This window comes from Mesorhizobium sp. BHbdii (assembly GCF_053848045.1).
Genome location: NZ_JBSPKX010000004.1, coordinates 282289 through 305060, shown reverse-complemented (window position 1 = coordinate 305060; position 22772 = coordinate 282289). Strand labels below are relative to the sequence as shown.

Below are 22772 nucleotides of genomic sequence, written 5' to 3'. Positions count from 1 at the left end.
TCGGGGACACTGCTTGCAGACAGGCCGCAAGGTCAGTCTTCCCTCGAAACCCAAACAGGAGACAGGACTGTGATCAACACCAAAGCCCTCATCGGATCGGCCCTCGCGGCCGCCACTTCGCTGGCCGCCACGGCCGCCTATAGCGGCCCCGCCGATCAGCCCAACTTCGCCTTCGAGAAGTGCTACGGCGTCGTCAAGGCTGGCCAGAACGACTGCCAAACCGCAACGCATTCATGCGCCGGCACCTCCACCGCCGATAACCAGCCGGATTCGTGGCTCTACGTGCCCGCAGGCACCTGCGCGAAGATCACCGGCGGCAGCGACAAGGCGAAAGCCTGAGCGATCCAGACTTCGAGCCAACCCTTTGGAAGGAGCAGACCGATGCCCCATGCGTTTCGTCCCCTCGCGATCCCCGCAACGGCGGGCATCGGTCTTCGCTCGCCTCACATCGGTGAGATGCTGACCCGCAGGCCCTCCGCGGGCTGGCTCGAGGTGCATGCCGAGAACTATATGGGAGACGGCGCCGGCGTCGAGGCCTTGGAAAGGCTGCGAGAGATATACCCGCTGTCGGTCCACGGAGTCGGCCTGTCCCTTGGCAGCGCAAGGGGCGTGGATTACGACCATCTCCAAAGGCTGCGCAAGGTCTGCGAGCGCTTCCAGCCCGATCTCGTCTCAGAACATCTCGCCTGGAGCGTCGCCGATGGCGCCTATCTCAACGACCTGCTGCCGCTGCGTTATGATGAAGAGGCGCTAGAAATCGTGGCGCGCAATGTCGAAGCCGTCCAGGACGCGCTGCAGCGGCAGGTGCTCATCGAAAATCTGTCCGCCTATATCGCCTTCGCGGACTCATCGATGAATGAAGCACAATTCCTGACGGAGCTGGTAGCGCGGACCGGCTGTGGTCTGCTGCTGGACGTCAACAATGTCCAGGTCTCGGCGCACAACCTTCAATATGATGCGAGAGCTTTCATCGATACGCTGCCTGCCGAGGCTATTGGCGAGATCCATCTTGCCGGCCATGCAACCAATCACGTCGGGACCGACACGGTTCTCATCGATGATCATGGTTCGCGCGTGCCGCCGGTCGTTTGGACGCTCTACCAGCATGCGATAAGCCGGCTCGGACCGCGCCCCACCTTGATCGAATGGGACACCGATGTCCCTGTTCTCGATGTTCTGCTTGGCGAAGCGATGTGGGCCGACATGCTGACAGCTTCGATCATGTTCAACCAAAAGCAGACCGCGAGGCAAAACGCGACAACCAGGGCGTGCTGGGCGTCCACGCTTTTTGAAGGCGAGGCTAGGGCCGGAATGCCCGTGCTTGCCGCATTTGCCGCCGCCAAGGCAGCACGGGCCACGCCCGTCGCGTCGCCGCCGCTTAAGGAACCATACCATGCTGCCGCTTGAGCTTCTCCAGACCACCATGGCACGCTCGGTTCTGATCACCGAGCCAGCGGTCACTGCGAAAATGCTGACGGCCGGCAAGGCCGATCCGATGGCCAGGCTGCGCATCTATCAGAACAACACGCGCAGCTCGCTGACCGCCGTGCTGATGGCGGTCTTTCCAGTCACCGTTCGCCTCGTCGACGAGCGCTTCTTCCGTTTCGCAGCCAGCGAGTTCATTCGCCGACATCCTCCAACGGAATCCCGGCTCGTCCACTACGGCGCCGGCTTCCCGCGCTTCCTGAAGACCATCGACACGCTGTCAGACATGCCGGTCGTGGCCGAGACTGCGCGGCTTGAATGGGCCATCGCGGAGGCGCTCGACGCGGCATCGCCGCCGCCCCGCACCCTCGCGGAATACGACAATGCTGACCTTAGCGCCTCGCCCGATATTCTGCTCCAGCCATCCCTGCGGCTGATCGTTTCTCACTGGTCGATCCTGTCCGTATGGACAGCCCATCAGCATGAGACGGCGGTCGACCAGCATAGCGCATGGAAAAGGCGTCCCGAGCGCGTGGCGTTGTGGCGGGCCGGTGAGAGTGTCCGGCTGGTTCTCCTCGATCGCGCGAATTTTGCTTTCCGACATTCACTAAAGCACGGCCTCGGCCTGGAATACGCCACAACCCGTTCGCTGGCACTCGATCCGGCGTTCGATCTCGTTTCCGCGCTCGTGCGTCTGTTCGGCGACGGGTTGGTAACCGAAGTGCGCATTCCATCCCTCTCAACCTCATGGAGACAAACATGACCGCGATACCGCAATACACACCGTCCGCGCCGGCTGCCTTGGTTGGTCTCTACAAACGCCTAATCAAGTTGCCGGAGCGCATACCATTCTCACTCGTTCAGCTCGCCGCCCGCATAGCGGTCGCGCATGTCTTCTGGCAGTCCGCTCAGACGAAGCTGGCATCCTGGCCGGTGACGCTGCAGCTTTTCGCAAACGAATACAATTTGCCGTTCATTGAATCATCCATCGCGGCACCTCTGGCGACGGCAGCGGAATTTACCGGCTCGGTGTTGCTCTTCCTCGGACTGTTCTCGCGCCTCGGCGCGCTAATGCTGCTCGGCGTGGTTTCGGTCATCCAGATCTTCGTTTTTCCCGAGAGCTGGGCCGAGCACCTGCTGTGGGCGTCATTACTGCTGCTTGTGCTGACACGCGGCGCTGGTGTGTTCTCCATTGACCGTTTGGCGGACCGGGTTTTCAGATGAGGCGTTCGAAACTGCGGTTGGTGCTGCGATCTCGGACACCTCGATCTCAGGACGACGCGTTGCCCGTGAGCTGACGGAACTGATCGGCCACTGCGGCAAACCGAGATGATCGTCTCCGACCAAGCACCGAGTTCACGTCAAACGCCATTCTCGCCTGATCGAAGGATCACAAGGTGGAATGGCATTACGTCGCGCCAGGCAAGCCGATGCAGAACAGTTATGTCGAGAGCTTCAACGGCCGGATCCGCGACGAGCTGTTGAACGAAATCTTGTTCGTCGGTCTCGACCATGCCCGCAGCGCCATCGCCGAATGGATGGAAGATTTCAACACCGCAAGGCTCCATTCCTCGCTCGGCTATCAGACCCGGGCGGCCGCCTTCGCCGAGGTCATCACCGCAACTGGCTCGCCGCTGCGCTCATTGACGGCTCCGCGTCTATGTCGGTTGCTCAACCCGCGCCCTACGGCGTAATAGATCACCGAGGCTCAATCGCTGCCGGATGAACTTCAGTGCCAGGTCACTACCTCTGAGGCGTCGGATCGTCGCCATGAAGCACCTCCTCAATTCGTGCCTATGACGCATAGGACGTGCCTCGAGGGGCGCCAAGGACGTTTCCCGAGCTGCTTTGTTACGGCAGCTACCTTGGGTCATTCCGCTTCTGCAAACGAAAATCGCACTGAATAGGTGCGAAGGGCGAGGCTCGGAACAACGCGCGCGGCCGCCTGGCGCCTGCCAACGGCTTTGACCACAGCAACGCCCATGACGCCCTCGCCGATGTCCACGCGACCATACATCTGGCACGGCTAATTCGCGAACGCGCGCCGGTGGTGTGGAATTCGGCAATGGCGCACCGGACCAAAGCCCTGGCAACGGAATATGTCGAGGAGCACGCCGCGCTTGTTGCCACCCGCCTGCGTTTTGGTGTCTGCTCCTCAAGCCTGGTGACGGCCTTAGGGGTCAACCCCGAAAACACGGGTGAGCTTTTCGTCCTCGATCTCAGGCAGGATCCGACGGCTCTTGCGACAATGACCGACGAGGAGCTGGCAGAGCACATTGCAACCAGACCGAGGCCCGTATCCTCCCTGAAGCTCAATGCGTGTCCCCTGTTCATGCCGATCGAAGTCGTCGGCTCAAAGGCTTCAGGGTATGAGCTCGGTCTTGAGGAGATCACTCGTCGGGCCGAATTGGTGCGGACGAACGACGGCCTGCGACTTCGACTGATCTCGGCTGTCAAATTGGGTCGCGTTCCATTCCCGGAGAGTCCGCACCTCGAGGAGCAGATCTATGGCGGTTTCTATTGTCCTGCCGACCGGTTACTGATTGAGGAGTTCCATCGAGCAGACTGGCCCCATAGGCTCGACATCGCGGCACAGTTCGCCGACCGACGCTTAAGGGGTCTGTCGCGGCGTATTATCTATTGTGAAGCCCGGAGATAATGCCGGCGAAGGTGCGCGCGGATTATGCGCGTGCGATTGCAGCGCGCATTCATTCGCGAACGGAGACGTCAGGATGCTGGACCACACTGGATGAGGCAATCGAAGAAGCCCGGGAAATGTTGACTGGCGTTGCGCCGAACCGGGGGAGGCGATACTGCGGGAACACCTAATCAGCTTGACGGCATGGCAAGAGGAAGCTGGCCTGGTTCTGCAAAACAAACATTAGGGTCAAAACCAAGTGCCCCGACAGCGGGCTGCGCTTCTTCGAAGGCTGCGGTGCATTGGTGAGGGGCTTCAATGGGCAAACGTCGATCGTTGCGCGCTGCATAAGAAGGCGTGTGCTGGAGGCGCAAAAAAGGCTTTTAGCCCGGTGTCGGGTTGGGATTGTTATTACATTAGCAACGGCGCATATTCTTGCCGACCCGAAGGCTTCTCTGGTTATGGCTCGGTGATTCCTAAGCTGCCGGGCGGCCCAAGGGCCGACTCTGATTGAAAACGGAAAAGAAAATGCCTCCGTGCCCCGTCAAATAGCTTGGCCAGACACGAGCAGTAGAACATGGAGGAATACCCATGAAAGTGACTATATTAGCAAATTATGCGCCCCATGCAGCTAAAGGATTGATGCAAGGTTCAGACCGGGAAGCTGCAGTCAAGGCGGTTTTTGAAAGCGTAGGCGGCAAGATGGCCAGCTTGATGTTTACTCGCGGTCTTTATGATGTCGTCGTAAACGGAGAGGTGCCGAACCAGACCGCTGGAATGGGCCTGGCGCTTGCGGTGCGGGCAAGCGGCTCGCTGAGCGACATGGTTGTCCTTGAAGAACTCGACATGAAGGCGGTCCTTGCGGCTGCCAACAAGGCTGCTGGCGTTTATAAGCCCGCCGGCTGAGCTGACTTTCATTGAAGGCAGCACGGTTCGAACGCCGTGCTGCAACCTTTGGGACGACTAAATCCAACGAAGAGCTTTTCGGCCTTTTGGCGCACCTACGACGGTGCGAACAGCAGATCGATCGCCGAGTCGCACCCGGAACCGGGCATTAGGCCAATCGCTGTGCTTAGTTCGTCGGTCAGTCTTCTCGCTCACGCATGCGGCGCCGCTTCTCATTCAGCCGTTTCTCTGGTGGCATGCCGTGATGACGTGCCTGCCATCGACAGAACATAAATCAGTTCAGCGAGTCGACTGATTCTGACTGAGTAGATGGCTATTCTTTTCGATTGGCTCGATCAGTTTGCGAACCGAACTGAGCAACACCTGCGTCGGTCTGCGCTCCGTGGACTGGTGCAAAATTGCTGAATTCAGGTATCGCTGCCCGTAAGTCGTGCCAAGCGAAGTTTGATGCCAGGTTTGCACCACGAGCGAAGAATCTCTTCCATCTGTTTGGCAACGAAGGCCCGCGCTTCCTCGCGCGTCATCATTTTTGAGCGGAGTAGCTCGTCGTAGTCGGTAAAAGAATGCCGGACATATTTCTGCAACTCCATACCGACTGCCGCGCCCAGTTTTAGTCCTTTCCAATCTCTGGCGCTGACCCGTGCAGCTATCGTAAGACATGTCTTCTTGGGGCAACCTGGATGATGGATACGCATGTGTTGCAGCACAAGATCAAACGGAAACATGATGAAGGAATCCGGTTTCGGCTGGTCGCTATCTGACATCGTCAATCAATTGCAAGTTCGGGTAGTGGGTCAGTTTGGTGTGTGGGCCTTACAAGAAGCAGCTCGTCTGACGTTCAAGGATTGGCCGTTGGGAAGTTGGGACAGTTACGCGACGATTCGGCCCATGCGCTGTCCAGTTCAAATTTCGACTGGGTTGTCTCAATTTTCTTTGCTGTAGCGTTGTCGATGAAAGCGCTTCGGCGCGCATAACTGGAAAGCTCCCCCTGAAGATTGCTGATAGAGCACTATGTATCCACAGTGCCGGTCGATCTTCTCAAACTTCGTGGCTATATCGACCGCTGCATAAATGTCCGGAAAGGGAGCACCCGCCTGGTCCTTAAGCCACGCGAATTTGAGTAATCGCCGCTCCAGCAGCGGACAGCCCGAGAATGGAACTGTTCGCTTTGCTCTGCGAAAGCAGTCACTGGGATTGACGCCTTGGCGGCATCATTTATCATTTCATATGCCCGGGCGGCAAGGGAACCAGAACCGCGCAAGAACTGCGGCACAAGAGCAAGGCGGACGTCACTGTCGCGATTTCGCCATCCCGCCGATCGGGCTTCGGCCTCGCTGCAAAACCAGCGCTCCCCTTTGCCCGTCGAGATTACGGTTCGGTCATAACGGCGCGAGCGAAATCGGCCGCTCCAAAGTGAAACTGTCTCTCAAGGTGCGGCGGGTTTTCGCTTCCCTCTCAGGCCAAGTGTTTCTAACAGCCATTGCCGAGCGGGTGCGCTTCGAACACGAGCTGGGTTCTCAAGCAGGGCTCGCCGCGCTCGTTTCGCACAGTGATTGCTAGTTCCTGCCGGTCGGCTCCGGGTATTACATTCTTGGACCATTCGGCGAGTGCTTTCGCAGCTTCCTCTTTGGCGGCGAGTCTTCACCTTTGATCTGATCGATGCGGCCGTGACTCCGAGCAAGTCCTGCTGCAAGAGGATTGAACTCTATGTAGTAAAATCAATGGCTTATATGGCATTTTGTAACATTGTGACGCCCATCAGAATGACCCGCCACTAGTTGGGAAAAACGCGCATGGCCAGTCTGTGCCGAAGTCTGGGAACGCCTAGGATGATAACCGTTCTCAATGGCCGGACTGTCGGACTTCGCGGAGCTGCGCAAGGCGATCACGCGGCGCCAGCACGACCTCTATTTCGTCGCTTTCGATCTCTTGCATCTCAACGGCCATGAGCTGTGTTACATGGCGCTGAAGGAGCGCCGCGAGATCATCGCCGGCATCATCCCGCCCGACATCCGCATCCAGTTAGCCAGGATCTTCCAGGCGACCAAGGCGATCTATCACCTGGTCGACGAGGCCGGCCTTGAGAGTATGGTGTCCAAGCGCCGGGACAGCAAGTATCGCAGCGGCCCCTCGACCAGTTGGCTGAAGACGAAATGCTATGCCGTCGGCGAGTTCGAGCTGCTCGGCGTCGAGCGCGAGGCGGGCAAGCCGGCATTCGCTCTCATGGGCGAGATCGGCACGCGCAAATATGTCGGCTCCGCATTCATCAATTCGAACCGGGCGATCCGAGAGCGGCTGTGGACGCGGGTCCAGGAACATGCCGGCCCGGCGCCCAAGGGCATGAAGCGGTCGGCGACCCAATGGGTCAGGCCGGGGCTGATCGGCCGCGTCAAACATCTCGGCGGCGAGGAAGACCTGCGGCATGCCTCGCTGCAGGATTTCTGGGATGAGGAGTGAGCTTCCGCTCGCTCGCGGACGGCTTCTTTTGTTTAGCTAAGTCTAATGTAAAGAGGTAAAAATAACCCGCAGTATGTGGACAAGGCTAAATTCGGGAATAGGGATGGCGCAGCGCCGATCTACTGCCGGAGCCATCCTTGCAGCCCTTTCGTGGTTACACGGTTCGGTTCTCTCGAGCGCACACGATGCCCCGTCGGGTTGGAGCTATCCGCCGGCCTGCTGTCACGGCGACGCGGAAAATGGCGAGTGTCAGCGAATCCCAGACCAGGCGGTTCATGTTCGTCCAGGTGGTTGGGTCGTGGTTCTGAGGCCTGGGGATCATCGAAAGATCACGCGGCAACAGCGATACTTCATTCCATATGGTGATGAGCTTTCGTCGCAGGATGGCGGCTATCATATTTGCCTCCATCCGACCGAAGAGCACGAGAATTGTTTTCTTGTCCCGCCCGACTCCATGTGACCGGGAGCCGCTTCCCTCGCGAGGCACCGGGGCATCTGGCCGGTGGCATGGCTGTGCAGTGCCTTGGATGTGTCCCGCTCGGGCTTCCATGCGTAGCTCAACCGCAGCCCCAGCGCGCGTTCCCGGCATGACGAGATACACGTTTCCCGGATCGACCGAAGCTTCAAGAGCAGCGACCGCACCTATGGCGCACCTCGTGTGTGGCACGGTGTTCTGGCCGAGGGTCTTTCCTGCGGGCTGCATCGTCTGGACAGGGTGCTTTAGCTACCAGTATTGGGCAAGCTGCTGATGTCCGGCCGATGTGGTGGTTGTCATGCCCCGACACCTTGGCCACGCGAGCGATGTCCTGGATCTGGCCGTGATGGCTGTTCGATCGTCCCGAATTGGTCGGGAAACGAGGGCGCCTTGCACGCGGCAAGGCAGCATACAATCAATGATTCAGGGTCTCCAAATCGGCACAACTGTGGCTAGGATGGTCGGCCTGTTCCCATCGAAGAAGCAGTTCTCCGGTCGATAACTGTCGTCAACCAATCCGGGTCCATCTCCGGAACAGACGAGAGAAGCAATTCAGTGTAGGGATCGTAGGGAGGCCGCAGGACCTGCTCCTTATCGCCTTGCCTGACCGCTTCACCGCGATGCATGACAACCACGTCATCCGCGATCGCACGAACCGTCGCCAGATCGTGGGTGATGAACATGTAGGCGAGGCCGAACTCGTCCTGCAGTTGGATCAGCAGCCTCAGAATGCCTTCCGCAACAATCTGGTCGAGCGCAGAAGTCACCTCGTCACAGATGATGAAATCGGGTTCGGCGGCAAGAGCCCGCGCGATACAGACACGTTGCTTTTGCCCGCCCGAGAGCTCGCCGGGCAGGCGGTTGATGAATTCGTCCGGATCGAGCTCGATTTTGTTCAGAAGCGCACGGATGCGCGCTTCTCGTTCTGCACCGCGCAGGCCGAGATAGAATTCGAGCGGTCTACCGAGGACATCTCGCACCTTCTGGCGCGGATTGAGGGCCGTGTCCGGCATCTGCGAGATCAGCTGCACACGCCGCAACTGGTCACGACTGCGGTCACGAAAGTCGGGCGGCAAGACGGCCCCCTTGAACTCGCTTGAGCCTGCCAGTGGAGGCAACAGGCCGGTTATCACCCGCGCGAGCGTCGACTTGCCGGATCCGGACTCGCCGACGATGGCCACGGTTCGGCTAACGTGAATGTCGAACGAGACATTCTTCAGCACGGTCGCGCTGCCATAGGCTGCAGTGATGTTGTCGACCCGGATGATCGGTATCTCTGAGAATGCCACAGTCGGCTTCGGCTCGGTCCTGAAGCTACGGACCGCCCAAAGCGCTCTCGTGTAAGCCTGCTTCGGCTCGGACATCATCGTGCGGGTGTCTGCCTCCTCCACAACATCGCCGTAACGCAGCACCATGATGCGGTCGGCCATTTGCGCGACGACGGCGAGATCGTGGCTGATATAGATCGCCGCCGTGCCGAACTGCCTGACCGCATTGCGCATCGCGGCAAGAACCTCAATCTGCGTGGTGACGTCCAGCGCGGTCGTCGGTTCATCGAATATGATGAGGTCTGGCCGGCAGGCCATCGCCATGGCGGTCATCGCGCGTTGAAGCTGGCCGCCCGAGACCTGGTGGGGGTAACGGAACCCGATCTCCTCCGGGTTGGGAAGCTGCAGCCGGCGATAGATTTCCACCGCGTCTTTTTGAGCTTCAGCACGGCGCTTCACGCCGTGCACGACGGGAACTTCGCAGTATTGATCGATCAATCTATGCGCGGGGTTAAAACTTGCCGCCGCTGACTGCGCCACATAGGCAATGCGCGAGCCGCGTAGCCGGCGGTTATCCTCTTCGGACGCCCTGACGAGATCCTGACCCCGGAATTCGACAGTCCCGCCGGAGATGCGGCACCCGTCTCGCGCGTAGCCCATTGCTGCCAGCCCGACCGTCGATTTCCCGGCGCCCGACTCCCCGATCAACCCCAGCACCTCGCCGCGCCGCAGGTCGAAGCCGATCCCATGGACGATTTCCTTCCAGGTCTCGTCGGCCTTGGCTTCGATGCGCAGGCCGCGGACCTTCAGGAGAGGCACGTTCGCCACCCTGCTCTCGCGTTCGGGGATCATTCCTTCAATCCGCTCGTCACATGCAGCATCCAGTCAACGACAAAATTGACGCCCACTGTCAAAAGGGCGATCGCGGCCGCCGCAAACAAGGGCGTGAAGTCGCCGAACGAGATTAGCGTCGCGTTTTCCCGCACCATGGAACCCCAATCGGCTGTCGGCGGCTGGATGCCAAGTCCGAGGAAGGACAGCGCCGATATGAACAGGAACACGAAGCAGAACCTCAGGCCAAGCTCGGCCAGCAGCGGCGCGGTGGCGTTCGGCACGATCTCACGGGTGATCAGCCACCACATGCCCTCGCCCCTCAATCGGGCGGCCATGACGTAATCCATGACAACGATGTTCATGGCAACTGCGCGCGCCACCCGGAAGATGCGCGTTGAGTCCAGTATCGCGATCACGGCCACGAGCGCCGGGATCGACGTGCCGACGATGGTGAGAATGAGCAGCGCGAAAATGAGTGAGGGGATGGCCATCAGAATATCAACAAATCGGCTCAGCAGCTGGTCGGCCCAGCCGCCGAGCGTGGCCGATAGGAAACCCACGGTCGCCCCGAGAAGAAACGCCAGAGCGGTAGCCAGGGCGGCGATGCCGATCGTGTTGCGCGCGCCGAAGACGAGACGGCTGAACATGTCCCGTCCCAGGCTGTCAGTGCCTAACAGATAGACCCAGCTCCACGGTTCATATTCCCCTCCCACCACCTCCGTCTCCCCAAACGGGGCAATGGCCGGCGCCGCGATGGCGACGAAGATGTAAATTGCAATCACGGCCATTCCGAAACAGGCGGTCGGTGGGGCAGATTTCAGCAGTCTCCATGCGGCAGCCATCGGACTCGTTACCTCGCATGCATCAGTCGCGGGCTGGTCAGGATCGACAAAATGTCAGCGATGAGATTGAGAACAATGTAGATGGACGCGAAGCTGAGGCTTGCCGCCTGGACGACTGGAATGTCGCGCTTGGAGACTGAGTCGACCAGCAGTTGCCCAAGCCCGGGATAGACGAATACCACCTCCACGACCACAACGCCGACGACCAGATACGCAAGGTTGAGAGCTACCACGTTGATGATCGGCGCGAGCGCGTTCGGCAGCGCGTGACGGGCGATAATGCGCGAGCGCGGCATTCCCTTCAGCCGCGCCATCTCGATGTAAGGGCTTGCCAGCAAGTTGACGATCGAGGCTCGCGTCATGCGCATCATGTGCGCGACGACCACGAAGGTCAGCGTCAGCGCGGGGAGAAGCATCTTGTCGAGCCTCTCATAGAATCCTGCCCCAGGCGCGATGTTGGACAGTGAAGGAAATATCCCTGCATTAACCGCGAATATCAACAGCAGAATGTAGGCGACTAGGAACTCCGGCACCGAGATCGAAGACAGGGTGACAATGTTGACGATCCGGTCGAAAAGGGAATTCCGATAGATCGCTGCTGTCACACCAAGGAATATCGCCAGCGGAACAGCAAAGAGCGCAGCCAACGCGGCGAGCAGAAGTGTATTGCCCAGCCGGACGCCCATAAGCTCCGAGATTTCGCGCCCGCTGGCGAGTGATCTTCCGAAATCGCCGGTTGCGATACCACCGATCCAGGTGAAATACCGCTTGAAAGGCGGCTGATCGAGACCAAGTTCTTTGCGGAACGCCGCAACCGTCTCGGGCGTCGCCGATTGGCCCAGGACCTGCTGCGCAACATCTCCCGGTAGCAGTTCGACGGCCGAGAAAACGATCACCGAAACCACGAACAGGGTGATGACGCCAAAGCCGATTCGCTGAAGGATGATCCTTGTGATTTTTCCCATCGCGTCTTCCTATACCGGCGACCAGTTCGTCGCCTCGATCCCCGTGATGCCGCACTCGTCTTGGCAATAATACACGGTGAAGAAGTCTCCGGGTCCGGTGCTGATGGTGCCGGGATAGCCGAGATCCTTGTTGGGCAGCCCGCCGCGAATGCAGACGGCGTTCTCGACATCCCAGCTGCCGCCGCCATCATGCGAAAACACGCCGCGAATGCTGTAGTCGGGTTTGCGATGTCCGTAGGTGCACAAAACCCGCCCGTCGGAAGTTTTGATAAGGTGGGGCGGGTAGCCCGCGATCGGAGTTTGGACCGCCTCGCTCCAATGGAGGCCGCCGTCCTCGGATATCGCCGAGAACAAATGTCCGGTCCGGTCGTCTCGAAAGACAAGCAGCAGCCTGCCATTATCGGTCTCGACGAGGTCCGGCTCGGTGAACAGATGATCGGCCGACCAGGCTGCAAATATCGGTTTGCCCCAACTCCGCCCCCGGTCGTCGGAGATGACGACGAAGATCCGCTGGTAGTCCGGGATGTCGTTCAAGGGCATGATGAGTCGGCCGTTCTTCAGTTCGACCGCGCCGCGCAGACCATAGCCCCCCGAATAGGGTGCCGTTTCGATCTGGCGGGTTTGTCCCCAACTCGCGCCGCAATCTTCGGAGAAGTGCACGACCGTCCGGCCTTTTCCCCGTGCCCAAGGCGCGAACTTCCTAGCGCGGCCAGCGATTTTCGGCCCCGTTTCGAGCTCGCCCGAATCCGTCATCTCAGATGCGAATGCCTCCGGCAGGTCGTATCTGTTCTGGTTCTGCGCACTGAGCGCTCGACCGAGCGGAATCCACTCGAATTGCCACTGGTTCAGCATGATTTCGCCAGAGGAAAGCACGGTAAGGCCGGCACACTCGACGCCGGACCACTCATAGCCTGGCACCACCTCGGCCGGTTCCCAAGTAGCGCCCCGATCGAACGATCGCGTCAGCATGTTGCGATAACGCGGATCATGCGGTGGATGCAGTGTGTGCTCACCTCGCACGGTGTTGTTGAAGACGACCAGCCAGGTTCCGTCGGGCGCGATCACGATATGCGGGTGCGCCTGATAGGCGAACTCGTTTCTCGCCACAATGCTGTTGCGGCTCTTGCGTGGAACTATCATGTTCCTTGGGGTCTCCGGTATTATTCGCTGAACAGCCAAACTGAGCCGTCATCATTGCAAGCAGCTTGCAGAGCCTGTCCTATGGGACGAGGTGGGAGCGACGCCGACATTCGGCGTCGCTTGCTTCCGCGTTCCGGTCCCTAGGCGAAGGACCACCTTTCGGCGCATTTGCCGCCATCAAACTCCAGATTGTTGCCTATAACCTCCGGGAGCTGGATCTTGTCGCTCACAGCCTGGACATAGGACCCGAAGAGCGGGATCACCGTGCTGCCCTCATCGTGCAGGATACGCTGCATCTCGATATACATGTCCCGCCGTTTCGTCTCGTCGAGTTCCGAGCGTGCGCTGACCAGCAGCTTGTTGAAACGCTCATTGTCCCACATCGACTCGTTCCAAGACGCGCCGGCGGAATACACCTGTGTGAACATCCAGTCCTCGGTTGGACGTCCGGCCCAGAAGCTGGCGCACCAAGGCTTTTTGAGCCAGACGTTGGACCAATAGCCATCCTCGGGTTCGCGGACGACTTCGATATTGATTCCGGCAGCCCTGGCCTCTTCCTGGTAGAGCTGGGCACCGTCGGTCGCTCCGGCGAACGCCGTTTCGGCGACGTGAAGCTGGACGTTGAGACTGTCGTGGCCCGCTTTCTTGAGGTGGAATTTCGCCTTGTCGATGTCATAAGTGCGTTGCGGAATCTCGTCGGCAGTCGCGTAGTATCTGTTGGCCGGACCGATCGGAAAGTCGTTGGCTATCTTGCCGTAACCCTTCATGATCGCGCTCAGCCATTTCTCACGGTCGATCGCATACTTCAACGCCAGGCGCACATCATTGTTGTCGAACGGCGCCGTATTCGCGTGCATCGGCAACGACACGTGCTGACTGCTTTCGCCGGCAAAAACGACCACGCCAGGCGCACGTTTGAGCAGGCTGACGGTTTTGAGATCGACCTTGTTCATGGCGTCGATTTCGCCGGACCTCAGCGCATTGGTCCTGGCCACTACGTCGGCAATGAATAGCGTCTCGACTGCGTCGAAGTGCGCCCGTCCCTCCTTCCAGTAATTCGGGTTGCGCTTGGTGACCGTGCGCACACCGGGATCGAAGGATTCCAGAACATATCCGCCGGTGCCTATGCCGGATTTCCAGTCGATGCCCCCTTCGGGTGTCGCTGGGCAAACCCCGAGGCGCGCATCGCTCAGCAGATAGGCGAAGTCGGCATTGCCCTCCGCAAGGGTCACTACGACCACGCCGTCGCCATCGGCCTTCATGTCGACGATCGGCTTGACGATATCCTTGGCCGCCGATTTCGTATCCTTGCCGCGATGATGGTTCAACGATGCGATCACATCTTGGGCGGTCAACGATTTGCCATTGTGGAATTCGACTCCCTTCCTCAGTTTCAACGTCCAGACCTTGGCGTCGGGCGAGGGCTCCCAGCTTTCGGCGAGTTCGGCGCTGAGGCTCCCGTCCGCCGCGATTTCGGTGAGGCAATTCCTCAATTGTCCAAAGCTGACCTGGTTCATGTAGATGTCGAGGATGAGCGCGGGATCAAGCGTGTCGCTCGTCGCGCCGCCGGTGCAGCCCAAACGAAGCCGGCCGCCCCTCTTCGCAGTCGCGGCCACGGCTCGCCCTGAGAACGACAATGCCTGACTCGCGAGGCCGAGCGCTGTCGCGCCCATCAGGAAATGACGCCGGCTGATCGTTGCGCCCGAAAGCTGGCTGTTCAGAAATTCCGGTTTCTCTTGCATCACCTAATCTCCCTATTGTGCAGCGTGTTTTTTTCAGCGTTCCGCGACCGTCGCCTACAAAGCCGCGACACCCGGCGTGCCGCTGTTGATCAGCATCGTGCGCGCCTTTTCCCGATATTTTTCGCGAATGTCTCTGGTTGGCGGACGGCACCGACTAGACGGCATTCCCACCAGTTCCATGCAGAGCTTGTCCAGATAGCCGTCGCCGCTAGTGAACTCGCTCTCGATTTCCCTCCACAGCTGGTAGAATGGCAAGACATTCGTGACGAGCGAGCGTTGAACCTGCTCGTATTTTCCGGCGTTCAGGTCATCGACAAGTTGAGTGCCCCATTCGGGCCAGTAATTGCATGTATGCACCTCATAGGCTCTTGCGCCGAGCATATGGCTGATGACGAATTTCAGCTGATTGTCGATGATGCAGAATCTGTCAGAGAACTTTGCGACCACCTCTTCGAATTCCATGCTGTCGGTGCGCGCCGTTGCCCATTTCAGCCCGACTACGCTTGGAATCGCGGACACTCGGTCGATCAGCTCGTTAGACAGATTGCTGCTTGTCCAGAACGTGTTGTAGATGATCAGCCCGATATCGGAGGCGTCCGCGACCGCGGCGACATGCTCGAAGAAATCCGCTTCGGTATGGCCGAAGTAGAATGGGCAGGAGATCTGAAGGAAGTCGGCGCCTGCCTTGCTTGCCGCCTTTGCGAGTGCCACCACCTCACGCGTTGATGTGCTTTGACCGCCGACTGCGACCGGCATGGCTCCATTAGCCTCTTCGAGAACTGCGTCGATCAGGCGCAGTCTTTCATCGAAAGTAACGGTCGAGAAATCTCCGGCCGCACCGCCTGCCAGCAATGTTCCGTGCTTTCCATCCATGCCGCGGTCAAGCATTGATCTAACAACTTTTCTAGTTGCGTTGAGATCAGTGTCGAGTTCTGGATCCGAGAACATGGTAGGAATAGTTATGTAGCAACCTTCAAGGCGGCTTTTGAGCACAGTATATCTGGATGAGTTCAGCATTTTGGTTTCCATAGAGGTATCTACGGGAACCCTACCGCAAAGCAGTTATCCCGAATGTGCATTCCTTGCGCAATTGTTGACATTTTTTGCGAGCTAGGCTGATTATCGCTGAAAAATGCGTTTTGCCGTCAAAGTTCCGGGCAGGTTCGACGACGACGTGAAGGACCGTGGGATGAGCGAGAGATTCGGTTTCCTGATTGTGCCCGACTTCCCTTTCTACGGGCTGTTTCCGGCAATCGAGGCCCTGCGTGTTGCCAATCACAACAGCGAGCAGCGCCTCTATGAATGGCACCTCGTCTCCGCCGATGGCGGCCCGGTTACTGCGACCAATGGAATGACACTGGCCGTCGACCACAGCATTGCCGATTGCCCAAAGCTGTCGATGTGCTTTGCCGTAGCGGGCAACCACCCACTTGATCATTGCTCCCAGGGCATTTTGAACTGGCTGCGCCATATCGACCGGCACGGCACAAAGCTCGGGGCATTTGATTCAGGCATTTTCCTGCTGGCGGCGGCAGGCCTGCTCGACGGCCATGATGCGGCGGTCCACTGGGAGATCGCACCGACCCTACGCGAGCATTATCCGGCAGTGAGCCTCACTGATCGGATCTATCAAATCGATGAGCGGCGTCTGACGTGCGCCGGCGGCAGTTCTACCCTGGACCTCATGCTGACGCTCATTTCGACCGCGCATGGCCGTGCACTGATGGAAAAGGTGGCGAATGGATTGGTGCATCATCCTCATCGTGGTGGCGCCGAGCGGCAGTTGCCGGACGAACCAAACGCCGTCACGAAGGATTCGGTGCTGCTGAAGAGGATATGTTCGTTCATGAGCGAGAATATCGAAAGCCCCCAGAAGATCGACAAGATTTCAGCACGATTCGGAATAACTCAGAGAAAGTTGGAAAGTTTGTTCAAACAAGATTTGAACACTCTACCTTCTGATTATTACATTCACCTCCGAATGGACCACGCCCGCGAGTATCTCTTTTATAGTAGCATGAGTGTCAAGGAAATCGCGCTCGCATGCGGATTTACCTCACCATCGGTATTTTGCAGGGCGTTTAGGAAGATCTATCGAGTCTCTCCGCGCCAATACCGGCGCAGCGTTTCGGCCGAAAGTCTCAGGCGGTTCAGCACAAGCTATGACCCCGGGGGCCGCCCTAAAATCTCTTACGCTAGCCGTGCAAAATAGCGGCCGTCTCGATTCAAGAGGTTGCGAACGCGGCCTGTCATCAATTTCCATCCAATTTGTTACGGCATTTGTAACGTCAGAATGGACAGAAGCCGTTGCGTGTCAATGGCTTCAATGATTTCAACGGGATGAGATGGTGCTGCGAGAGAGGATTGAACTCTCGACCTCTCCCTTACCAAGGGAGTGCTCTACCACTGAGCTACCGCAGCCGCTGATGGCGGGGCTTCTGCCATATCGAACCGGCAAGCGCAAGGCCAAGCGCAAGCCATCTGTGAAAGCCCGCTCCGACGGCTTTTCCGGACATGGCAGCGCCACAATGTTGGGTATCCCTTCATAACAGGCTCGCCGGGACGGAACCATGAACGACAAGACAATCCCACCTGACAAGGGCGGTCCGTCGAAAAAGGACAGCCAACCGAAAAAGGCCGACCGCAAGAGCCGGCTCGCCGAGCAACTGCGCGCCAATCTGCAGAAGCGCAAGGCGCAGTCGCGCTCGCGGCGCACCGGCGACGCCGACAAGCGGCGCACCGGCGAGGCGGACCAGCGGCCGGAAGGGCTCGGCACCTTAAGGAAAACGCAAACGGATTGACCTATATCAACAGGCCGGGTCCAGGGTGCGGGAATCCTGTTTCTTGAACCAAGTCGGCCAATGGTCTAGACCGGCCACAACAGACTCAACCGATTGAAAACCGGCCTCTCGGCCGAGGGGACGCTCTTCCATGGATCGCATCAGAATTGTCGGCGGCAACAAGCTTGCCGGAAGCATCCCGATCTCGGGCGCGAAGAACGCCGCGCTGCCGCTGATGATCGCCTCGCTTTTGACCGACGACACGCTGACCCTGGAAAACGTGCCGCATCTGGCCGATGTCGAGCAGCTTATCCGCATCCTCGGCAATCATGGCGTTGACTATTCGGTCAATGGCCGCCGCGAAAAACAGCAGGAGGGCTATTCGCGCACCATCAATCTCTCTGCCCGCAACATCGTCGACACCACCGCACCTTACGAGCTGGTGTCGAAGATGCGCGCCTCCTTCTGGGTGATCGGCCCGCTGCTTGCCCGCATGGGCGAGGCCAAGGTGTCGCTGCCCGGCGGCTGCGCCATCGGCACGCGCCCGGTCGATCTTTTCCTGGAAGGCCTTCAGGTGCTCGGCGCCGATATCGACGTCGATACAGGTTACGTCATCGCCAAGACCAGGAACGGCCGTCTTGTCGGCAACCGCTACGTCTTCCCGAAAGTGTCGGTCGGCGCCACCCATGTGCTTGTCATGGCGGCGTCGCTGGCCAATGGCGAGACGGTGCTCGAAAACGCCGCCCGCGAGCCCGAGATCGTCAACCTCGCCGAATGCCTCAACGCCATGGGCGCCAAGATTTATGGCGCCGGCACCGAGACCATCACCATCGACGGCGTCGAAGCGCTGTCGGGCGCGCGCGTCCGGGTGATACCCGACCGCATCGAGACCGGCACCTATGCGATGGCCGTCGCCATGACCGGCGGCGACGTCATGCTCGAAGGCGCGCGGGCTGACCTGTTGCAGACCGCGCTCGACGTGATTTCCCAGACCGGCGCCGAGATCACGCAGACCAATTCCGGCATCCGCGTCAGGCGCAACGGCGCCGGCATTGCGCCGGTCGACGTGACGACAGCGCCCTTCCCGGCGTTCCCGACCGACCTGCAGGCGCAGTTCATGGGCCTGATGACGATGGCCAAGGGCAAGTCGCGCATCACTGAGACGATCTTCGAAAACCGCTTCATGCACGTGCAGGAGCTTGCCCGGCTCGGCGCCCACATAACACTGTCCGGCCAGACGGCGATCGTCGACGGCGTTTCGAAGCTGAAGGGCGCGCCGGTCATGGCGACCGATCTTCGCGCTTCGGTGTCGCTGGTCATCGCCGGCCTGGCGGCCGAAGGCGAGACCACGGTCAACCGGGTCTACCATCTCGACCGCGGCTTCGAGCGGCTGGAAGAAAAGCTGTCCGGCTGCGGCGCGGTGATCGAGCGGATTTCGGCTTAGACGATTTGGCAAGGCTTTGCGGCGCGGTTGCACGAGCCGGAAAGACCGGCTGGAATCTGATCTCGATTCAACCGAGATCAGGCTCCAGATTCCTGCCGAGCAGGACCTTTTCCAAAAACCGGTTTCCACTTTTTGGGATCATGCTCTAACAGAAGGTCGAACCGTCAACTTTCAGGTGCAAATCCGCATGAACGCTCTCAAGCTTGTCGCGCTCGACGATCAGGATCTGAGCATCGTTTCGGCCCATGTCCAGGACGCCGTGCTGAAGGTCGGCGACCTCGAATATATGCCGGCGGCCAAGCGCTTCGTGATGACGATGAACCGCTTCGTCTGGGAGGCGAAAACGGGCCTGTTCCGCCAGCACAATGAGCGGCGGCAAAGCGTGCTGCATTTCGACCGTGTGCTGGGCGCCAAAACCAGCGGCATTGCCCGCGACAAGCCGGACGAGGTGCTGTCGCTGCTGGCGATCAGCTTCGTCGCCCTCGACAAGCCGGCCGGCATTGTCGAGCTGATCTTTTCAGGCGGCGGCGCGATCATGCTCGATGTCGAGTGCATCGAGGCGCGGCTCGCTGACATCGGCGGCGCCTGGGAAGCGACGTCGCGCCCCTTCCACAGAGCCTGAGTACACAAGATGGCCATCACCCTTCGTCTGTCCGATGCCGATTTCGAGCAGCGTTTTGCCGCGTTCCTTTTGACCAAGCGGGAGGTCTCGGCGGACGTCGACGCCGTGGTGCGCGCGATCATCGCGCGGGTGCGCGCCGAGGGCAACGCGGCGCTCATCGAGTATACGCAGAAATTCGAACAGGCCGATCTGAAAGGCCTCGGCATGGCCGTGTCGCAAGACGACATCGCCAAGGCCTATGATGCGGCCGACCCGCAGACGATCGAGGCGCTTAAATTCGCCCGTGACCGGATCCGTTCCCATCACGAGCGGCAGCGGCCGAAGGACGACCGCTACACGGACGCTGCCGGCGTCGAGCTCGGCTCGCGCTGGACGGCGATCGAGGCGGTCGGGCTCTATGTGCCGGGCGGCACGGCGAGCTATCCAAGCTCGGTGCTGATGAGCGCCGTGCCGGCCAAGGTCGCCGGCGTCGAGCGTATCGTCATGGCGGTGCCGGCGCCCTACGGCATCATCAATCCGCTGGTGCTCGTGGCGGCGGATCTGACCGGCATATCCGAAATCTACCGCGTCGGCGGCGCGCAGGCGGTCGCGGCACTGGCCTATGGCACCGAGACGATAAAGCCGGTCGCCAAGATCGTCGGCCCCGGCAATGCCTATGTCGCCGCGGCCAAGCGCCAGGTGTTCGGCACGGTCGGCATCGACATGATCGCCGGGCCTTCGGAAGTGCTTGTCGTGGCAGACGGCAGCAACGATCCGGACTGGATCGCCGCCGACCTGCTTGCCCAGGCCGAGCATGACGTGTCGGCGCAGTCGATCCTGATCACCGACGATCCCGTCTTCGGCGCGGCGGTCGGACAGGCGGTCGAACGCCAGTTGCAGAGCCTGCCGCGCGGGGAGACGGCGGCGGCGAGCTGGCGCGACTTCGGCGCCGTCATCCTTGTTCCCCAAATCGAGGCAGCACTGCCGCTGGTCGACCGCATCGCGGCCGAACATGTCGAGCTTGCCATCGACGAGCCGGAAGCCTTCCTGGCGCGGATGCGCAATGCCGGTGCCGTCTTTCTCGGCCGTCACACGCCGGAAGCCATCGGCGACTATGTCGGCGGCTCCAACCACGTGCTGCCGACGGCGCGCTCGGCGCGCTTCTCGTCCGGTCTTTCGGTGCTCGATTTCATCAAGCGCACCTCGATCCTGAAGCTCGGGCCGGAGCAGTTGCGGGCGCTGGCACCGGCGGCCATCGCGCTGGCCAAGGCGGAAGGCCTCGACGCGCATGGACGCTCCGTCGCCATCCGGCTGAACATGTAGACTGACATGTCGGACTACGATCGAACCTATGCCAAGCTGATCGATGTCGAACTCGATGAATCGATCGGCCGTTCGACGCCCGATGTCGAGCATGAGCGGGCGGTGGCGATCTTCGACCTGATCGAGGAAAACAGCTTCCAGCCGGTCAATGACGACGGCGCCGGGCCTTATCGGCTAAAACTGTCGCTGGCCGAATCCCGCCTGGTCTTCGCAGTGACGCGCGAGGACGGCGCTGCCGTGGTCACCCACATCCTGTCGCTGACGCCGCTCAGGCGCATCGTCAAGGACTATTACATGATCTGCGAAAGCTATTACGACGCCATCCGCACCTCGACCCCCAGCCAGATCGAGGCGATCGACATGGGCCGGCGCGGGCTGCACAATGAGGGCTCACAGACCTTGATGGACCGGCTGGCCGGCAAGATCGAAATCGATTTCGACACGGCGCGCCGGCTGTTCACGCTGGTCTGCGTGCTGCACTGGCGAGGCTGAACTGCCAGCCCCTCTGCCCCGCTCGATCCTGCCCCGCTCGATCCTGTTTGTCTGCGGCATGAACGCGGTGCGCTCGCCGATGGCCGAACTGCTGGCGCGCCAGGTGCTTCCGGCCACCACCTTCGTGGCGTCGGCCGGGGTGCGCGGCGGCGAACGCGACCCGTTCGTCGACGCCGTGCTGGCCGAGGACGGGCTTTCGCTGGGTGAGCGGCACCCGAGGACACTGGACGATCTCGAGGACGACTATTTCGATCTGATCGTCACACTGTCGCCGGAAGCGCATCACACCGCGCTCGAGCTTACCCGCTCGCTTGCCGTCGATGTCGAATATTGGCCGATGCCGGACCCGACTGGCGTCAGCGGCACGCGTGAGCAGATCATGGCCGCCTATCGCGAGGTGCGCGAACGGCTAAGGGCGCGAATCGGCCGCCGTTTCCTAGAGCCGGAAGCAAAAAACGGCGCTGATTAAGCGTGTTCACAAGCGCACGATTATCATATAGGTTCCGCGCAAATTCCGGCCGGGCGCTGGGAATCCCATCCAAGCAAAGGTATCGAATGCCGAAGGAAGAAGTCCTCGAGTTTCCGGGTGTCGTCACGGAATTGTTGCCCAACGCGATGTTCAGGGTGAAGCTCGAAAACGAACACGAAATCATCGCCCACACGGCCGGCCGCATGCGCAAGAACCGCATCCGCGTGCTCACCGGCGACAAGGTCCTGGTCGAGATGACACCCTACGACCTGACCAAGGGCCGCATCACGTACCGTTTCAAGTAAAATCGTCAGAGTTCGGCCGGGATCGCGATGAGCATTTTGCAGAAGCTCGTGCTTGCCTCGGGTTCGCCGCGCCGGATCGAACTGTTGCAGCAGGCCGGCATTGAGCCGGACCGCGTGCTGCCGGCCGGTGTCGACGAGACGCCGCTGCGCGCCGAGCATCCGCGTTCGCTGGCCAAGCGCCTGTCGAAGGAAAAGGCCGAGAAGGCAATGGCCTCGCTGCAGGCGGAAGAGGACTATGTGCCCAGCTTCGTGCTGGCCGCCGACACGGTGGTCGCAGTCGGCCGGCGCATCCTGCCCAAGGCCGAAACGTTCGACGACGTCGCCAATTGCCTCGGCCTGCTTTCCGGCCGTTCGCACCGGGTCTATTCCGGCATCTGCCTGATCACGCCGGGGGGCAAGCTGCGCCAGCGGCTGGTCGAGACCAGGGTGCGTTTCAAGCGGCTGCCGCGCGCCGAGATCGACGCCTATGTCGCCTCGGGAGAATGGCGCGGAAAGGCCGGCGGCTATGCCGTCCAGGGGCTGGCCGGCGCTTTCGTGGTCAAGCTTGTCGGCTCCTACACCAACGTCGTCGGCCTGCCGCTCTATGAGACGGTGGCGCTGCTGACCGGCGAGGGTTTCAAGGTTTATGCCAAATGGCAGTCAGCTCGGCCATGAGTTCGGTGCGGT

General features: G+C 60.2%; 23 protein-coding genes, 1 tRNA gene and 3 pseudogenes. 18 read left to right on the top strand and 9 right to left on the bottom strand.

Annotation, left to right across the window (positions count from 1 at the left end):
• Positions 1 to 69 precede the first annotated feature (69 nt).
• The 7 genes and pseudogenes from ACWTU8_RS22115 (at position 70) to ACWTU8_RS22085 (ending at position 4969) form a co-directional block, all read left to right on the top strand.
• Complete coding sequence (locus tag ACWTU8_RS22115; protein ID WP_135935039.1) at positions 70 to 339, top strand: BufA1 family periplasmic bufferin-type metallophore; 270 nt, start codon at positions 70 to 72, stop codon at positions 337 to 339.
• Between the two features lie 42 nt (positions 340 to 381).
• Positions 382 to 1407 (top strand): MNIO family bufferin maturase, encoded by a 1026-nt coding sequence (gene bufB / locus ACWTU8_RS22110; protein WP_455849830.1) that lies wholly within the window; start codon positions 382 to 384, stop codon positions 1405 to 1407.
• Entirely contained in the window at positions 1394 to 2188 is a 795-nt protein-coding gene (locus ACWTU8_RS22105; protein WP_455849829.1) for an HvfC/BufC family peptide modification chaperone, read from the top strand. The genes bufB and ACWTU8_RS22105 overlap by 14 nt, the downstream gene beginning before the upstream one ends.
• On the top strand, positions 2185 to 2649 hold the full coding sequence (locus ACWTU8_RS22100) for a DoxX family protein (RefSeq protein ID WP_455849828.1): 465 nt from the start codon (positions 2185 to 2187) through the stop codon (positions 2647 to 2649). The genes ACWTU8_RS22105 and ACWTU8_RS22100 overlap by 4 nt, the downstream gene beginning before the upstream one ends.
• Before the next feature lie 22 nt (positions 2650 to 2671).
• Positions 2672 to 3151: pseudogene (locus ACWTU8_RS22095) on the top strand (integrase core domain-containing protein); the annotation flags it as partial.
• 339 nt (positions 3152 to 3490) lie between these two features.
• Entirely contained in the window at positions 3491 to 4084 is a 594-nt protein-coding gene (locus ACWTU8_RS22090) for a hypothetical protein (RefSeq protein WP_455849827.1), read from the top strand.
• Between the two features lie 570 nt (positions 4085 to 4654).
• Positions 4655 to 4969 carry a GYD domain-containing protein gene (locus ACWTU8_RS22085; protein ID WP_455849826.1) on the top strand — a complete coding sequence of 105 codons (315 nt, stop codon included), beginning with the start codon at positions 4655 to 4657 and terminating at the stop codon, positions 4967 to 4969.
• Between the two features lie 407 nt (positions 4970 to 5376).
• Here the strand turns inward: ACWTU8_RS22085 and ACWTU8_RS22080 are convergent, their stop codons facing one another.
• Together ACWTU8_RS22080 and ACWTU8_RS22075 are read right to left on the bottom strand one after the other, a co-directional pair.
• Entirely contained in the window at positions 5377 to 5733 is a 357-nt protein-coding gene (locus ACWTU8_RS22080; RefSeq protein WP_455849825.1) for a DUF2293 domain-containing protein, read from the bottom strand.
• Between the two features lie 706 nt (positions 5734 to 6439).
• A pseudogene (locus ACWTU8_RS22075) lies at positions 6440 to 6592 on the bottom strand (hypothetical protein); the annotation flags it as partial.
• Between the two features lie 222 nt (positions 6593 to 6814).
• On the opposite strand from ACWTU8_RS22075, the gene ACWTU8_RS22070 reads away from it, so the two are divergent.
• Both ACWTU8_RS22070 and ACWTU8_RS22065 read left to right on the top strand, forming a co-directional pair.
• Positions 6815 to 7426 carry an ATP-dependent DNA ligase gene (locus tag ACWTU8_RS22070; protein ID WP_455849824.1) on the top strand — a complete coding sequence of 204 codons (612 nt, stop codon included), beginning with the start codon at positions 6815 to 6817 and terminating at the stop codon, positions 7424 to 7426.
• A gap of 469 nt (positions 7427 to 7895) precedes the next feature.
• Positions 7896 to 8147, top strand: a pseudogene (locus ACWTU8_RS22065) (IS3 family transposase); the annotation flags it as partial.
• A gap of 206 nt (positions 8148 to 8353) precedes the next feature.
• On the opposite strand, the gene ACWTU8_RS22060 reads toward ACWTU8_RS22065, so the two are convergent.
• From ACWTU8_RS22060 to ACWTU8_RS22035, 6 genes are all read right to left on the bottom strand, one after another.
• Positions 8354 to 10021 carry an ABC transporter ATP-binding protein gene (locus tag ACWTU8_RS22060; protein WP_455849823.1) on the bottom strand — a complete coding sequence of 556 codons (1668 nt, stop codon included), beginning with the start codon at positions 10019 to 10021 and terminating at the stop codon, positions 8354 to 8356.
• On the bottom strand, positions 10018 to 10845 hold the full coding sequence (locus ACWTU8_RS22055; RefSeq protein WP_455849822.1) for an ABC transporter permease: 828 nt from the start codon (positions 10843 to 10845) through the stop codon (positions 10018 to 10020). The genes ACWTU8_RS22060 and ACWTU8_RS22055 overlap by 4 nt, the downstream gene beginning before the upstream one ends.
• An 8-nt stretch (positions 10846 to 10853) precedes the next feature.
• Positions 10854 to 11810 (bottom strand): ABC transporter permease, encoded by a 957-nt coding sequence (locus ACWTU8_RS22050; RefSeq protein ID WP_455849821.1) that lies wholly within the window; start codon positions 11808 to 11810, stop codon positions 10854 to 10856.
• A 9-nt stretch (positions 11811 to 11819) separates the two neighbouring features.
• On the bottom strand, positions 11820 to 12950 hold the full coding sequence (locus ACWTU8_RS22045) for a sialidase family protein (RefSeq protein ID WP_455849820.1): 1131 nt from the start codon (positions 12948 to 12950) through the stop codon (positions 11820 to 11822).
• A gap of 140 nt (positions 12951 to 13090) precedes the next feature.
• The gene (locus ACWTU8_RS22040) at positions 13091 to 14692 is read right to left on the bottom strand and encodes an ABC transporter substrate-binding protein (RefSeq protein WP_455849819.1); all 1602 of its coding nucleotides are present in this window, start codon (positions 14690 to 14692) and stop codon (positions 13091 to 13093) included.
• Between the two features lie 54 nt (positions 14693 to 14746).
• Positions 14747 to 15709, bottom strand: coding sequence for a dihydrodipicolinate synthase family protein (locus ACWTU8_RS22035; RefSeq protein WP_455849818.1), 963 nt, complete (start codon positions 15707 to 15709; stop codon positions 14747 to 14749).
• Positions 15710 to 15824: 115 nt separating this feature from the next.
• Between ACWTU8_RS22035 and ACWTU8_RS22030 the strand changes: the two genes are divergently transcribed.
• On the top strand, positions 15825 to 16904 hold the full coding sequence (locus ACWTU8_RS22030) for a GlxA family transcriptional regulator (RefSeq protein ID WP_455849817.1): 1080 nt from the start codon (positions 15825 to 15827) through the stop codon (positions 16902 to 16904).
• A 134-nt stretch (positions 16905 to 17038) separates the two neighbouring features.
• Here ACWTU8_RS22030 and ACWTU8_RS22025 read toward each other — a convergent pair.
• Positions 17039 to 17113 (bottom strand) — tRNA-Thr (locus ACWTU8_RS22025).
• 149 nt (positions 17114 to 17262) lie between these two features.
• Between ACWTU8_RS22025 and ACWTU8_RS22020 the strand changes: the two genes are divergently transcribed.
• The 8 genes from ACWTU8_RS22020 (at position 17263) to ACWTU8_RS21985 (ending at position 22760) form a co-directional block, all read left to right on the top strand.
• On the top strand, positions 17263 to 17493 hold the full coding sequence (locus tag ACWTU8_RS22020; RefSeq protein WP_287381009.1) for a hypothetical protein: 231 nt from the start codon (positions 17263 to 17265) through the stop codon (positions 17491 to 17493).
• 130 nt (positions 17494 to 17623) lie between these two features.
• The gene (gene murA / locus ACWTU8_RS22015) at positions 17624 to 18916 is read left to right on the top strand and encodes a UDP-N-acetylglucosamine 1-carboxyvinyltransferase (RefSeq protein WP_065009242.1); all 1293 of its coding nucleotides are present in this window, start codon (positions 17624 to 17626) and stop codon (positions 18914 to 18916) included.
• Between the two features lie 187 nt (positions 18917 to 19103).
• Positions 19104 to 19538 carry a DUF2948 family protein gene (locus ACWTU8_RS22010; protein WP_455849816.1) on the top strand — a complete coding sequence of 145 codons (435 nt, stop codon included), beginning with the start codon at positions 19104 to 19106 and terminating at the stop codon, positions 19536 to 19538.
• Between the two features lie 9 nt (positions 19539 to 19547).
• Positions 19548 to 20840 (top strand): histidinol dehydrogenase, encoded by a 1293-nt coding sequence (gene hisD / locus ACWTU8_RS22005; protein ID WP_455849815.1) that lies wholly within the window; start codon positions 19548 to 19550, stop codon positions 20838 to 20840.
• Between the two features lie 6 nt (positions 20841 to 20846).
• The gene (locus tag ACWTU8_RS22000; RefSeq protein WP_029348511.1) at positions 20847 to 21332 is read left to right on the top strand and encodes a UPF0262 family protein; all 486 of its coding nucleotides are present in this window, start codon (positions 20847 to 20849) and stop codon (positions 21330 to 21332) included.
• Between the two features lies 1 nt (position 21333).
• A complete protein-coding gene (locus tag ACWTU8_RS21995) occupies positions 21334 to 21801 on the top strand; it encodes an arsenate-mycothiol transferase ArsC (protein ID WP_455850022.1) in 468 nt (155 codons plus the stop codon).
• Positions 21802 to 21887: 86 nt separating this feature from the next.
• Positions 21888 to 22106 (top strand): translation initiation factor IF-1, encoded by a 219-nt coding sequence (gene infA / locus ACWTU8_RS21990; protein ID WP_006200926.1) that lies wholly within the window; start codon positions 21888 to 21890, stop codon positions 22104 to 22106.
• Between the two features lie 27 nt (positions 22107 to 22133).
• Positions 22134 to 22760 (top strand): Maf-like protein, encoded by a 627-nt coding sequence (locus tag ACWTU8_RS21985; RefSeq protein ID WP_455849814.1) that lies wholly within the window; start codon positions 22134 to 22136, stop codon positions 22758 to 22760.
• The last annotated feature ends 12 nt before the right edge of the window (positions 22761 to 22772 follow it).

Bases quoted from the DNA above. Each gene is read 5' to 3' on its own strand.
- ACWTU8_RS22105 (WP_455849829.1), top strand. From the start codon at position 1,394: ATGCTGCCGCTTGAGCTTCTCCAGACCACCATGGCACGCTCGGTTCTG.
- ACWTU8_RS22070 (WP_455849824.1), top strand. From the start codon at position 6,815: ATGGCCGGACTGTCGGACTTCGCGGAGCTGCGCAAGGCGATCACGCGG.
- ACWTU8_RS22060 (WP_455849823.1), bottom strand. From the start codon at position 10,021: ATGATCCCCGAACGCGAGAGCAGGGTGGCGAACGTGCCTCTCCTGAAG.
- ACWTU8_RS22100 (WP_455849828.1), top strand. From the start codon at position 2,185: ATGACCGCGATACCGCAATACACACCGTCCGCGCCGGCTGCCTTGGTT.
- ACWTU8_RS22085 (WP_455849826.1), top strand. From the start codon at position 4,655: ATGAAAGTGACTATATTAGCAAATTATGCGCCCCATGCAGCTAAAGGA.
- ACWTU8_RS22035 (WP_455849818.1), bottom strand. From the start codon at position 15,709: ATGCTGAACTCATCCAGATATACTGTGCTCAAAAGCCGCCTTGAAGGT.
- ACWTU8_RS22040 (WP_455849819.1), bottom strand. From the start codon at position 14,692: ATGCAAGAGAAACCGGAATTTCTGAACAGCCAGCTTTCGGGCGCAACG.
- ACWTU8_RS22030 (WP_455849817.1), top strand. From the start codon at position 15,825: ATGCGTTTTGCCGTCAAAGTTCCGGGCAGGTTCGACGACGACGTGAAG.
- ACWTU8_RS22020 (WP_287381009.1), top strand. From the start codon at position 17,263: ATGAACGACAAGACAATCCCACCTGACAAGGGCGGTCCGTCGAAAAAG.
- ACWTU8_RS22080 (WP_455849825.1), bottom strand. From the start codon at position 5,733: ATGTCAGATAGCGACCAGCCGAAACCGGATTCCTTCATCATGTTTCCG.
- murA (WP_065009242.1), top strand. From the start codon at position 17,624: ATGGATCGCATCAGAATTGTCGGCGGCAACAAGCTTGCCGGAAGCATC.
- ACWTU8_RS22090 (WP_455849827.1), top strand. From the start codon at position 3,491: ATGGCGCACCGGACCAAAGCCCTGGCAACGGAATATGTCGAGGAGCAC.
- ACWTU8_RS22010 (WP_455849816.1), top strand. From the start codon at position 19,104: ATGAACGCTCTCAAGCTTGTCGCGCTCGACGATCAGGATCTGAGCATC.
- ACWTU8_RS22055 (WP_455849822.1), bottom strand. From the start codon at position 10,845: ATGGCTGCCGCATGGAGACTGCTGAAATCTGCCCCACCGACCGCCTGT.
- ACWTU8_RS21985 (WP_455849814.1), top strand. From the start codon at position 22,134: ATGAGCATTTTGCAGAAGCTCGTGCTTGCCTCGGGTTCGCCGCGCCGG.
- ACWTU8_RS22045 (WP_455849820.1), bottom strand. From the start codon at position 12,950: ATGATAGTTCCACGCAAGAGCCGCAACAGCATTGTGGCGAGAAACGAG.
- hisD (WP_455849815.1), top strand. From the start codon at position 19,548: ATGGCCATCACCCTTCGTCTGTCCGATGCCGATTTCGAGCAGCGTTTT.
- bufB (WP_455849830.1), top strand. From the start codon at position 382: ATGCCCCATGCGTTTCGTCCCCTCGCGATCCCCGCAACGGCGGGCATC.
- infA (WP_006200926.1), top strand. From the start codon at position 21,888: ATGCCGAAGGAAGAAGTCCTCGAGTTTCCGGGTGTCGTCACGGAATTG.
- ACWTU8_RS22050 (WP_455849821.1), bottom strand. From the start codon at position 11,810: ATGGGAAAAATCACAAGGATCATCCTTCAGCGAATCGGCTTTGGCGTC.
- ACWTU8_RS22000 (WP_029348511.1), top strand. From the start codon at position 20,847: ATGTCGGACTACGATCGAACCTATGCCAAGCTGATCGATGTCGAACTC.